This is a genomic window from Clostridium perfringens ATCC 13124, assembly GCF_000013285.1.
Classification (GTDB): Bacteria; Bacillota; Clostridia; order Clostridiales; family Clostridiaceae; genus Sarcina; species Sarcina perfringens.
Window position 1 is genome coordinate 504,921 of record NC_008261.1, and the last position, 13,549, is coordinate 518,469.

The window sequence follows — 13,549 nt, forward strand, 5'->3', positions numbered from 1 at the left end:
TCTAAGTTTTTTTAGAGGTTTTTATATTAAATAAAAATAAATATAAAAAGATTAAAATAAACTTAAGATTGATTTTTAGTTTTGTATTTTAGCTAGATCTATATAAAGAAAAAATTTAATATTTGGAGTTTATATAACCAATAACCTTGGAATGAATATTATAAGAATAATAAATGGAGGGATTTTGAGAATGAAGAAGTTTAAATTAGGGTCTTTTGATTTCTGGCAAAAGTTTGGTAAGGCATTATTAGTAGTTGTTGCTGTAATGCCTGCTGCCGGACTTATGATTTCAATAGGTAAAGTAATGGGAATTTACATTGATGTAGATTTCATAAAAACTATAGCGAGAGTTATGGAGGATATAGGTTGGGCAATAATTGGTAACCTAAACTTACTATTTGCCGTTGCAATAGGAGGATCTTGGGCTAAAGAACGTGCTGGGGGAGCTTTTGCAGGTACCATAGCATTTGTTCTTATTAATAGAATCACTGGTGTAATATTTAGCGTAAGCAATGCTATGTTAGCTGGTGACTCAACTGCTACAGTTCAATCCTTTACAGGGCAAACACTTTTAGTTAAAGATTACTTTGTTTCAGTGTTAGGTGCTCCAGCACTTAATATGGGTGTATTTGTTGGTATTATTTCAGGGTTCTTAGGAGCAGCATTATATAATAAGTACTATAATTATAATAAATTACCTAATGCATTAGCATTCTTCAATGGTAAACGTTTTGTACCTTTCATGGTTATAATAGGCTCAACAATTTCAGCAATAATACTTTCTTTTGTATGGCCATTTGTACAATACGGATTAAATACTTTTGGTCAATGGATAGCTACATCTAAGGATACAGCTCCAATAATAGCACCATTCTTATATGGTACATTAGAGCGTTTATTATTACCATTTGGATTACACCATATGCTTACAGTTCCAGTAAACTATACAGAGCTTGGTGGAGTTTATCATATACTTACAGGTCCAACAGCAGGACAAGTAGTTGCAGGACAAGATCCATTATGGCTTGCTTGGATAACTGATTTAAATAACTTTAAGCAAGCAGGAGATATAACTTCATACAATCAACTTATAGGGTCAGTGGTACCTGCTCGTTTCAAAGCAGGACAAGTAATACTTTCAAGTGCTTCATTAATAGGTGTAGCATTAGCTATGTATAAAAATGTTGATCCAGATAAGAAGAAAAAATATAAATCAGTATTTTTCTCAGCAGCTATAGCAGTATTTTTAACTGGTGTAACTGAACCAATTGAATTTATGTTCATGTTTATTTCACCAATATTATATGTAGTTTATGCAGTAATTGCAGGTTTAGGATTTGCCATAGCTGATATAATAAACTTAAGAGTTCATGCTTTTGGATTCATAGAGCTTATAACTCGTTCACCACTTATGATAAATGCAGGCTTAACTAAGGATTTAATAAACTTTATAATAGTTGCAGTAGTATTCTTCTTCTTAAATTACTTTGTATTTAGTTTCTTAATTAAGAAATTCAAAATAGCTACACCAGGACGTATGGGTAATTATATTGATAATGAAGATGAAAATACAAACAAAGCTTCATCAAATAGCAAGGCTTCAATGGATGAATTAGCCGTTAAAGCTATTGAATTACTAGGTGGAAAAGAAAATATAGTAGATGTAGACGCTTGTATGACTCGTCTTCGTGTTACTGTTAAAGAGATTGAAAAGGTTGGAGATGAAAAAGCTTGGAAAGATAATAAAGCCTTAGGTCTTATAGTTAAAGATAAAGGGGTTCAAGCTATATATGGTCCTAAAGCAGATGTATTAAAATCAGATATTCAAGATATCTTAGGTATTTAGGAGATTAAAAATGAAATTACTTACTTTAAACTGTCATTCTTGGCTAGAGGAAGAACAATTATACAAAATAAAATACTTAGCAAAAACAATAGTTGAAGAGAAATATGATGTTATAGCTCTTCAAGAGGCTAGTCAAAGTATTAAGGCTAGTATTAAAGAAGGAAATTTAAAAGAAGATAATTATGGATTAGTATTAATTGAAGAAATAAACAAACTAGGTGGAGAAAAATACCACCTAGTTTGGGATTACTCTCATATTGGATATGATATATATGAGGAAGGTTTGTGCATATTAACTAAGCATAAAATAGTAAATAGTGAAAGCTTTTATATATCAAAAAGTCACTGTAAAACTTTTTGGAGATCAAGAAAAATAGTAAAAGCAACAATAGATATTAAAAATGAAAATATAGATTTTTATTCTTGTCACATGGGATGGTGGCATGATAAAGAGGAAAGCTTCACATTTCAGGTTGAAAACTTACTTGCACATGCTAAGGAAAGCAAAAATAGAGCCTTCTTTATGGGGGATTTCAATAATAATGCCTTTTTAAAGAATGAAGGATATGATTTTCTTAAGAGTAATGGGTTAATTGATACTTATAATTTAGCGGAAAATAAGGATTCTGGTGTTACAGTTAATAAAAATATAGCTGGATGGGAAGATAACACTGGAGAATTAAGAATAGATATAATTTTTACTAATAGGAACACAAAAGTTTATGATAGTAGGGTTATATTTAATGGAAAAAATAAAGAAGTTGTATCAGATCATTTTGGATTAGAAATAGAAACTATGTAAAGTGATTTAAAATTTTAATTGTGGAAAGTAAAATTTGGATTTTAGTATAATAATATAATATTTTGTTGGAAAATATAAATTAAATTATTTCTGTTAATTCTGTTTTAACTATATAATATTGTATTAGAAAATAGTTTTAAGAAAGATAGTACAAGTAATAAAAGTTACTTGTACTATTTTTGTTTTTAAGAGGAACTTTTTATTTTTTTAGAATAATTTTTAGGGGAAAGAAAAAAATTACTAGAATACTTTAGAAATTAAAGAAAGATAAAATAATATTTCTAATTCATAAAATTTATTTTATGTCCTTATAACAATGAGTTTTCTTTAGAAAATTGTATTAAAAATACAAATTTTAATAAAAAATACAAAGATTTTTTATTATTTAAAAATCATACATAATTTCAGAGGTAAAATTTTAAGAAAATAGTACCTTTTTTTAACATATGAATAAATTTGAATTTTTAGTAAATGTTTTCATAACTGTTATAATGAAATTGTAACTAAACATTTAAGACAAAATTAAGTTAGACTAAGAGATGTTGAGAGAAAGTTCAACTTAAAATTATTTAGGTTGAGCTTTATTTATTTTTAGGGAACTATAAACTTCAAATATAATTCCAGTAATAATCGAAAAAGTATAGGAGGAATAACTATGAAAAAAATATTAAACGTAGCACACAGAGGATTAAGTGGATTATATCCAGAAAATACTATGATAGCTTTTAGGAAAGCAATAGAAGCAGACTGTGATGGTATAGAAATGGACGTTCATCTTACAAGGGATGGAGTTCCAGTTGTAATTCATGATGAAGAAGTTGATAGAACAACTAATGGAAGTGGGTATGTAAAGGACTTTACTTATGAACAATTATGTAACTTAGATGCTGGAATAAAATTTTCTGATGAATTTAAGGGAGAAAAAATACCTACACTAAAAGAGTTTTTTGATTTTATGAAAGATAATGACAAACTTATAAATATAGAGCTTAAAAATAGCATCATACATTATGAAGGTTTAGAAGAAAAGGTATATAAAGAAATAGAGAATTATGGATTTGAGGATAGAGTTATAATATCATCCTTTGATCACTATTCAATAAGAAAATGTATAAGACTTAATAAAAATATAAAAACAGGAATACTTTATTGGGATTGTATTTTTGAACCACATAATTATTGTAAGGTAGTTGGTTCTTCAGCACTTCATCCTGAATTTAATAGTATAACAGAAGAAATAGTTAGGGATGCCCATGAAGATTTTCAACAAGTAAATGTATACACAGTAAATGAGAAAAAAGATATGGAAAAAATGATAGATTTAAACGTTGATATGATAATAACCAATTATCCTAATATTTTAAAAGAAGTTTTAGAAAATAAAAATAAATAAATATAATAAGGGTTTAATAATTTATTTTTTATAGAGATTTAAGAGATAAAATTTTAACTATGGTAGATGAAATAACAAAAGAGGGGGTAGAAAGGGATGAAAAATAATAATGCTAAAAAATGGATTACTCTTTTAGTTTTATGTGCTGGTGGAGGAATTATTTATAGATTACCTTATTTAAGAGAGGTTTTTTATATACCAATGCAACAAGCTTTTCATTTAACAAATTTTCAAATGGGTTTTTTAACAAGTATGTATGGAATAGTTAACTTTTTACTATATATACCTGGTGGAGTTATAGCAGATAAATTTTCTTATAAGATACTAGTTCCATTTTCTCTTATAGCCACAGGGCTTTTAGGATTTTGGTATGCAACAATACCATCATACACAGTATGTTTAATCATAAATGGAGCTTGGGCAATAACAACAGTATTTACATTTTGGCCAACTATGGTTAAGGCTGTCAGAATGCTTGGAGATAGTTCAGAGCAAGGTAAGTTATTTGGTATTTTAGAAGGGGGTAGAGGAGCAGCTTCTACAGTTGTTTCATTTATAGCCTTAGGAATGCTTGCAAAACTTGGAGAAGGTTTATTAGGAATTAGATCAATAATAATATTTTACTCAGTAGCACTTATAGTTATTGGAATTATAGCTTATTTCTTATTAGATGATTCTAAAGAAGAAAAGGAAATAAATAAACAAACAAGAGGAGATATTGTTCATGGTATAAAGAAGGTTGTAAAAATGCCAGAAGTTTGGTTAGTAGCAGCCTTAGTATTTACAACTTATGCAGCATTTTCAGGACTTGCATTCTTAACACCTTATGTAACTGAAATATTTGGTATGTCAGTAGCCTTAGGAGCATTTATAGGAATAATAAGAAGTTATGTAATTATGATGCTTGCTCCACCTATATCAGGGGTTATTGCAGATAAAATGCATTCAACTATTAAATTTATGATAATAGGACTTACTTTATCAATAATATTCACTTTAGTATATGTATTTATGCCAGGAAAAAGTGCATTTATAATACCTGTACTTATTAATATGTTAATCTTATCAATAATTTTACTTGGAATGAAGGGTGTGTTCTTTGCGCCACTTGATGAAGTTAGAGTTCCAAGAGAATATACAGGTATTGCAGCTGGTATAGTTTCATTTATAGGATATGTACCAGATATGTTTATAAACTCTTACTATGGAGGACTTCTTGATTCACATCCAGGAATAAAGGGATATAATCTTATATTCTTATCAATGATAGCACTTTGCGTAATAGGATTAATTTGTGGAATTGTCCTTTATAAATTAGTTTATTCTAAGAAAAAAGAAAGTGTAGGAGAAAAGGAGCTTGAAGTAGCAAAGCTTAATTCATAATAAAAAAGGGGTTGTATCAAAATATAATAAAACTTACAAACATATTCCGAGAATTACTAGATTTCGCTAAGAATTTATAATCATTACTTCAAAAATATCACTAAAGCTTCGAAACTTGCTACGCTTCGAACAGTCTCAGCTTTTTAACGTGATATTTTCTACGTAATAATTTAAATTCTAAAGCTCATCTAGATATTCTCTTCATAATGTTTGTAAGTTTTATAAAAAATTATTTTGATACACGCCTTTTTTTTATTTTATTATGGTTTTACATTTTATAAAATTTGTTGTGAAATTTTTGGAATTATTACATTTTTAAAAATATATCAAATATAACAATTGTTCATAGATTTTAATAAATACATAATTATGCCTATAATAAATATAAACTAACCTTTTTATATGTAAGAATATAATTTTATTTATAAAGATTTTTATTTTAAAATTAATAACATATAAATAAAACTTTTAGCTAATTTTATATGGAAAGGAAGGCTGTTATGATTAATTTAAATGAAGAGCAACAAAAGGTTGTAAATGAACAAAAAAATAATATTATTTTGCTTGCCTCTGCTGGAACAGGAAAAACTAATACCTTAGCAGAGAGAGTCACTTCCATAATAAAAAATGGAAATTCAAAGCCTTCAGAAATTTTATGTATCACTTTTACCAATAAGGCATGTAAAGAGATGAGTGATAGGGTAATGAAAATAGTTGGGGGAGAGGCTAAGGATATAACCATAAGAACTTTTCATAGTTTTTGCTTTGATGTAGTTAGAACTTATGCAAAGAGAAATACAGATATTTTTTCAGATTTCACAATATTTGATGAAGATGATTGTAGAGAAGTTATAAGTAAATTAAGTTATTACTATGCTACAAGCAATTTAATGGCTACTAATATGCAAATTCAAAAGGTTATTGATTTTATAAAGGTTGAAAGAGCAAGAATAGAAACTTTAGAGGATAGAGTTTTAGATGAATATAAAACTGTAATTGATGAAATTTTTAAATTTAGAGAAGAAAAAATAAATCAAGTTTGTACTAACAAAGGAAACTTAAATTTAAATCTTAAAAATTATATTAAATTTCATGGCCATGAATTAGTAACACTATATGATTCTAAGCTTAGAGAGGACCATGCTTTAGACTTTAATGATTTAATAATACTTACTAAGGAATTATTTAAGGATGAAAAAGTTGTTAGGGCTCTTAAAAATAAATTTAAGTATATAAATATAGATGAGGTTCAGGATACAAGCATTATAGAGTATTCAATAATTGAGAAGATTTTTGAAGGAAACAATGTTCTTATATGTGGAGATTTCTTTCAAACCATATATAGTTGGCGTGGATCTGATCCAGAAATAATTTTTAATAAATTTAAAGAAAAATATAATCCTGTAGAAATTGTTTTTTCTAAGAATTATAGGGCAACCAAAAATTTAAATAAAGCTTCCTTAGAATTTTTGAACAATGCTTTTTCTAGTAAAGTTTCTACTATGTATAAAGATGGTATTTTAGCAGAATCAAAAGAAGATGGTGAGAAAATATTATTAAAGGAAACTAGAGGATTAAGAGAAGAGGCTAGGTTTATCTTTGATTATGTAAATAAGCTATGTGAAAAGGGTGAAGATTTAAAAAGAGTATGTGTTCTTACAAGGGATAATAACTATAATATAGGACTTAGTGAAGAGCTTTATCAAATTGGTGGATATGAGGGATCAGATTTTGAGTTTATACTTGTAGATCAATTTAAGTTTTTTAGGAGACAAGAAGTTAAAGATATATTAGCCTTTTTAAAACTAATAGCTAATAGATATGATTCACTAAGTTTAAAGAGAATAGTCAATAGACTTCCAACAGGAATTGGTATGAGAACCTTAGAGACTATAGAATCTTATAAGTACAAAGAGGTTGGCATAAGATTAGCAGATTATATAGATCCTCTTGTATTAAAATATGGAGAAAAATTTTCACTACTAATAAATGAGTTTGAAAAAGAGAATATAATAGTTTTTGATGTGGAAAGTACAGGGGTTGATGTTACAGAGGATGAGATAATTCAAATAGCAGCCATAAAATTAAATAAAAATGGAGAAGTAGTAGATAAGTTTGAAAAATTTCTAAAGAATAAGAAACCAGTTAAGGATTCCTATTATGTTCATGGTTTTTCAGATGAAATGCTTCAAAGAATTGGAGAAGACAAAGAAAAAGTTTTAAAGGAATTTGTGGAGTATTCTAAGGATTCTATAATAGTAGGTCACAATGTTCAATATGATATAAATATCCTGTGTAGTGAGCTTGAAAGAAATAATTTAGGAAAGCCTAAGTTTAAAACTTTTTATGATACTTTAGATATATATAGAAGATTTTATCCTGGAAATATAAATTATAAGTTAGAAAATCTAAGTAAGGTTTATGATACTAAACATAAGCCTAGCCATGATGCTATGGATGATATTATTGCTACAGGTGAGCTTCTAGTTAGGGCAATAAATAAAAAGATAATTCCAACTTCAATGGAAAGAATGGCCTTAATGTCAAAACATCTAAAAGCATTTACGGCTATTAGTAAAAAGTTAAATGAGCTTTTTCAAATAGCAGAAAGTAAAAGACCTTACGAATTAGTTGCCTGTGTAATGAATGGCTTTAATATTAAGAGTATGTATGCTGGAGATGAAAACAAAGAAAAGTTAAATAGATTAAGAGATTTATATGCTTTATTTAGAGATTTAGATGATAAGAGTAAAGGGAATAGAGATGCCTTGTTAGATATTATAAGAATAACAGGTCTTTCTAATGGAGAGCTAGAATCTTTAATAATAAATAGAACTAAAAAGCCTAGAATACCAATAATAACTGTGCATCAAGCAAAGGGCTTAGAGTTTGATACTGTATTTTTAGCAGGTATTCAAAATAATACATTTCCTTCTTATATGTCTATTAAAGAGGGAAATCTATCAGAAGAAAAAAGGGTATTTTATGTGGCAATAACTCGTGCAAAGAAAAGGTTAGTTATAACATATAATTCTCAAGGAAAATATGGACATAGAAATGAAATAAGTCAGTTTATAAATTATATTCCAAAGGAGTTCTTTAAAATTATATAATTTTTATAATAGACTTTTGTTTAAAGGTTTGTTGATTTTTTTAGATGAAAGATTATTTTAAGAGGTAATTAGGGATTATATATAAATTTTAGAAGATTAGGAAAAGCCTAAGGTTGATATACTTCATATAAATCTGTATAATAATTCTGAAACTAAAGGATGGAGTGGATTTTAAGATGAGAATGAGAAGAAAGCCTTGGGCTAGACCAGAATTAGAAGCATGTGACTTCTTTGTAGCTAATCCAAAAGAGAATAAAGGTAATTGGAAAAATACTTTTAAAAATACAGAAAACCCAATATATTTAGAATTAGGATGTGGAAAAGGAACATTTATGGCTGTACATGGTTCTGATCATCCAAACATAAACTATATAGCAATAGACATAAAAGATGAAGTTCTTGTTTTAGCTAAAAGAAATATAGAAAAAGCATATGAGGAGAAAAATAAAGCCTTAGATAATGTTAAATTAATGCCTCAAGAGATTGCTTTAATAGATACTATATTAGATAGCAATGACAAGATAGAAAGAATTTATATAAACTTCTGTAATCCATGGCCTAAAGATAGACACAAGAAGAGAAGATTAACTCACACAAGACAGTTAACAAAATATAGAGATTTCTTAGTTGATGGTGGAGAAATCCATTTTAAAACTGATGATGATGAGCTTTTTGAAGAATCTTTAGAGTATTTTAAAGAGTGTAATTTTGAGATAACTTACATAACTCGTGATCTACATAACAGTGGATATGAATACAATGTAGTAACAGAGCATGAAGAAATGTTCTCAAAACAAGGAATAAAAATAAAGTTTTTAATAGCTAAAAAGCTATAATTTTACTTAAGAATATTAGAGCGTAAGAATTAAATATGAGAATTTAATAATATGAGAGTTAAAAGATTTTTAGGAATTTAAAATAAATTTTCAAATCTTTTAGCTCTTTTGTTTTAATCTAGATAGTATCAAAACTTTCATATAAAACTTATAAATATATTCACAGAATTAATTAATATATTTATAAGTTTTATTTATAAGTTGTTTATTCTGAACTTGTCTAGTTTCTAGATTTAAGTGATAAATTTTAGAAACATAAAGAACTTTAAAAAAGTATATTTATTACAGGAATGAAATGGTATACAATGTATCTGAAGTTGCTTAGGAATTCTATAAAATTAAGTCAACTTTTAGTTAAATAGTAAAGCATAGAATTTAAATAAATTTAGTTTTTAATTAGTGTTGATTAAAAAATTACTTAAGTTTTAATTATCACTTAAGGATCACATTAAATAAAAATGTAGTTTTCCTTTAGAAAATAGCTAAATAATAAATACTTGAACTTGGGGGTAAAGAAAATGAGTTTATCAACTAACGAATTAAAAGAGATTGTCAGAAAAATTGGTAAAGATTTATCAGGTAAAATAGAGGACAAGAAGTTACAAGAATTATTTTATAATTGTTTTATAAATACAATGGATACAACTGTAGAGGTTTCAGAGGGAGATGCCTTTGTAATTACTGGTGATATTCCTGCAATGTGGCTTAGGGATTCCACTTCTCAAGTAGAGCATTACTTACCATTTGTTAAGGAATATCCAGAATTAAAGGCTATTTTTACTGGATTAATAAATAGACAAGTAAAATGTATATTCATAGATCCATATGCAAATGCCTTTAATAAAGAGCCTAATGGACAAAAATGGGACAATGATATAACTAAGGATAGCCCTTGGGTTTGGGAAAGAAAGTATGAAATAGATTCACTATGTTATCCAGTTAGATTAATACATAAGTATTGGAAAGAATCTGGTGATGAAACTTTCTTTAATGATGATATTAAAAAAGCTTTCAATATGATAATAGATTTATGGAGAGTGGAGCAGTATCATAGAGAAAAATCAGATTATAGCTTCCAAAGATTAAATTGTTCAGTAACTGACACTTTAAGCCATGAAGGATTAGGAACTCCAGTTACTTACACAGGAATGACATGGTCAGGATTTAGACCAAGTGATGATGCTTGTGAATATGGATACTTAATTCCAGCAAACATGTTCGCTGTAGTTGCCTTAAGATATATTTCAGAAATTGCAGAGAAGGTTTATAAGGATGAAGAGCTTAAAGAAAAAGCTGATAGTTTAAGAGAAGAAATAGATAATGCTATAGAAAAGCATGGAAAAGTTTATAAAGAAGGATTTGGAGAAGTTTATGCATATGAAACTGATGGTATGGGTAACTATAACTTCATGGATGATGCTAATGTACCAAGCCTTCTATCAATTCCTTACTTAGAGTACAAAGGAATTGAAGATGAAGTTTATCAAAATACTAGAAAATTTATTTTGAGCAAAAATAATAGATTCTTCTTTGAAGGAAAAGCTGCTAAAGGAATTGGAAGTCCACATACTCCAGACCAGTATATTTGGCACATAGCTTTATCAATGCAAGGGTTAACAACAAATAATCAAGAGGAAATAGATCAGTTAATTAAATTATTAAAAGAAACTGATGCAGGGACTGGATATATGCATGAAGGTTTCCATGTAGATGACCCTACTAAGTTTACAAGAGATTGGTTTGCATGGTCAAACTCATTATTCTCACACTTTATCTATGAGAAAGTTATAAATAAAAAATAATAAATTTGCTTGTTTTAACTTAATTAGTGGTTATTTTAAAGAGTTATACTCTTTAATACTATCTCCAGTGTTGTTTAAAATATAAAATTTTATTACTCTTAATAATCCTCTAATTAAGTTAAATATATATTTATAGATTTTAATAAGCTGTATAAAAAATAACTTACATTAAAACTTATAAATAGTATGAAGAGAATATCTGAATAAGCTTTAGAATTTAAGCTATTACGTAGAAGATTTTACGTTAAGAAGCGAAACTGTTTGACCGAAGGGAGTTTTTCGCTTTAGTAAAATCTTCGGAGTAATTGCTATAAATTCTTAGCGAAATTCAGTAATTCTCGGAATATATTTATAAGTTTTATAGTTGTTTTTATACAGCTTTTTATTATTTTTAAAGCTTTTTCTTTTGAGTTTTTTTATTTGAATAGAGTTTGGGTAAAAAGGTAAAAATATACTGAGGTGAATTTATGAAAAAGGTAAGCCTAATTTTAATAAATATAATCTTAGTATGTAACTTAATAGCTTGTGGAGCACAAGGAAATGAAATTGCCATAAATTTTATTGATAATGAAATTGAAGTTGAAGAAAATGAGAAAAGAGATATAACAATACAATCGAAAGATAAGTATAAACAGTTTAGAAATAGTAATACGAAAATAAAGAAAGAAGATTTAAAAACTTATTTTTATAATGATAAAACCTTAAAAGATTTTGAAGTTCCAAAGAAGACCATAGAGGAATATGAAAATTGGTTTATAAATATGGCTAGAGATAGAGGTGAAAGTGCTAAGGATATTTCTGATGCCTTTAGGTCAGTAGATATGTTAATAGGAGAGGACATAGTTAAATTCCCAGTTATAATAGACACTGTTAACTTTAATGATAGAGAAGCTTATGCCATAGCTTACTTATGTGAAGAAGGAGAAAATTTAGATATGGAAGCTCAGGAGGCAATGGAATTAAAAAGATTTGATGAAGTATTAGTAATTGGAGTATATAAGGATTCTTCTGATATATTTTATAAAGATAAATATAGTTTAAAATAAAATTTGTTTGAAAAATATATTCTACTTAAACATTAATTATTTTGTAGATTTTTATGAAGATATTATACTAATAATTTAAAGATAAAAAACTTTATTATACATAAAAAATTTAATTTTATAATTTAAAAGAGAATATTTATATTAGTGTTATTTCATTATTTACCATAATAATATTTTCTTTTTATGAGAAAAATAAAATTGAATTTAACTAACTAAGGAGGAATATATTTATGCCAAAGGATAGTCAACCAGATAATAAGGTAGCAAGAATGGAGAAATGTAACTTTCAAACTCCAATAACTAGTGAAGAAGGAAAAAATCATAATAGAACAGCAAAAAAACATTCTGTAAAGAGAGAAGGATTCCAAAGTCCTCACATAAACTAACATATAATCTTCTATATTAAAATATGGTTTTAGTCATATATTAGTTTTGTATAAACCCCTGGTGCGACGGGGTTAGCTTGAGAAAACTTGTACCGTTGGGTATATTGACCAAGAAGCTTCCACTTCTATAAGTGGAGAGTAGTTCACTTGTGAAATATAGAAAAGAAAGCTTAAATAAAAACTTCCTTTATTTATAGGAATTAGAATCAAAAAATGTTTAATTTTTGAAAAAATACTTGAATAATAAGTAACAGTATGTTAATATAATATTAACAGGTTAAAGCATAAACCTAATTTCCCTATATTTCATATATATATGCATTTGTCCTATAAGTATCCCTTAGCTTATAGGACTTTTTGTTATATATTGAAAATTAATGGAGGCTTTATTATGGTGAATGAAAAGTTTGGCATACTAGCAAAAATATTTTTATTAATTTTAATATTGGTACCTATAACTTTTAGAGTTTATGATCTTTATTATTTAAATTCAAGTTGGGATATAAATTCTAAAGTTGTTAAAAGAGGGAAGGTATATAGAGACTATATTAAGGAAAAGAAATTAACAGGAGTTCCTAATATTTATTATAAATATAATTCTTTAACTCCAGAAGAAATGATGACTTTAGATGTTTTAGCAAATACTAAGGGATATAACATAGAAGAAGTTTTACCTGAAGTTGAAAAATATGTTTTATCCAAAAATAATGAAAAAAATGGAGCGAAACTTAATGAAGATGAAAAAATAGAAGTAAATCAATGTGTTAAACAGATAAAAGAGGAAGTAAATGAAAATTTAGAGAAAAATTCATCTTATATATATTGGATGAAAATGCTAATGTCAGTCTTTACTGCATTAATGCTGGTTTTAAGCATATATGCAATTTATATGACGATTGTTTTTATAAATGAAAAGTAAGATGAAAGTTTTAGAGATGTTTT

At 27.2% G+C, this 13,549-nt stretch carries 10 protein-coding genes; all 10 read left to right on the forward strand.

Annotated features, from left to right (window positions below; all coding sequences use genetic code 11):
* Positions 1–190: 190 nt before the first annotated feature.
* The 10 genes from CPF_RS02120 (at position 191) to CPF_RS02160 (ending at position 13,526) form a co-directional block, all read left to right on the forward strand.
* Positions 191–1,846: a PTS transporter subunit IIBC gene (locus tag CPF_RS02120; protein ID WP_011009797.1), complete on the forward strand. Its 1,656-nt coding sequence runs from the start codon at positions 191–193 to the stop codon at positions 1,844–1,846.
* Positions 1,847–1,856: 10 nt separating this feature from the next.
* Positions 1,857–2,648 (forward strand): endonuclease/exonuclease/phosphatase family protein, encoded by a 792-nt coding sequence (locus CPF_RS02125; protein WP_011590189.1) that lies wholly within the window; start codon positions 1,857–1,859, stop codon positions 2,646–2,648.
* A 655-nt stretch (positions 2,649–3,303) separates the two neighbouring features.
* A complete protein-coding gene (locus CPF_RS02130) occupies positions 3,304–4,041 on the forward strand; it encodes a glycerophosphodiester phosphodiesterase (protein ID WP_011590190.1) in 738 nt (245 codons plus the stop codon).
* A gap of 96 nt (positions 4,042–4,137) precedes the next feature.
* The gene (locus CPF_RS02135; RefSeq protein WP_011009800.1) at positions 4,138–5,424 is read left to right on the forward strand and encodes an MFS transporter; all 1,287 of its coding nucleotides are present in this window, start codon (positions 4,138–4,140) and stop codon (positions 5,422–5,424) included.
* 500 nt (positions 5,425–5,924) lie between these two features.
* Positions 5,925–8,537, forward strand: coding sequence for a 3'-5' exonuclease (locus CPF_RS02140; protein ID WP_011590191.1), 2,613 nt, complete (start codon positions 5,925–5,927; stop codon positions 8,535–8,537).
* Between the two features lie 176 nt (positions 8,538–8,713).
* A complete protein-coding gene (gene trmB, locus CPF_RS02145; RefSeq protein WP_003450220.1) occupies positions 8,714–9,373 on the forward strand; it encodes a tRNA (guanosine(46)-N7)-methyltransferase TrmB in 660 nt (219 codons plus the stop codon).
* Between the two features lie 518 nt (positions 9,374–9,891).
* Complete coding sequence (locus tag CPF_RS02150; protein WP_011009803.1) at positions 9,892–11,175, forward strand: glycoside hydrolase family 125 protein; 1,284 nt, start codon at positions 9,892–9,894, stop codon at positions 11,173–11,175.
* 467 nt (positions 11,176–11,642) lie between these two features.
* Complete coding sequence (locus CPF_RS02155; RefSeq protein WP_011009804.1) at positions 11,643–12,221, forward strand: hypothetical protein; 579 nt, start codon at positions 11,643–11,645, stop codon at positions 12,219–12,221.
* A gap of 230 nt (positions 12,222–12,451) precedes the next feature.
* Positions 12,452–12,607, forward strand: a complete 156-nt coding sequence (locus tag CPF_RS14935; RefSeq protein WP_003450198.1) for a hypothetical protein — start codon at positions 12,452–12,454, stop codon at positions 12,605–12,607.
* Between the two features lie 391 nt (positions 12,608–12,998).
* Positions 12,999–13,526, forward strand: a complete 528-nt coding sequence (locus tag CPF_RS02160; RefSeq protein ID WP_003450157.1) for a hypothetical protein — start codon at positions 12,999–13,001, stop codon at positions 13,524–13,526.
* Positions 13,527–13,549: the final 23 nt, after the last annotated feature.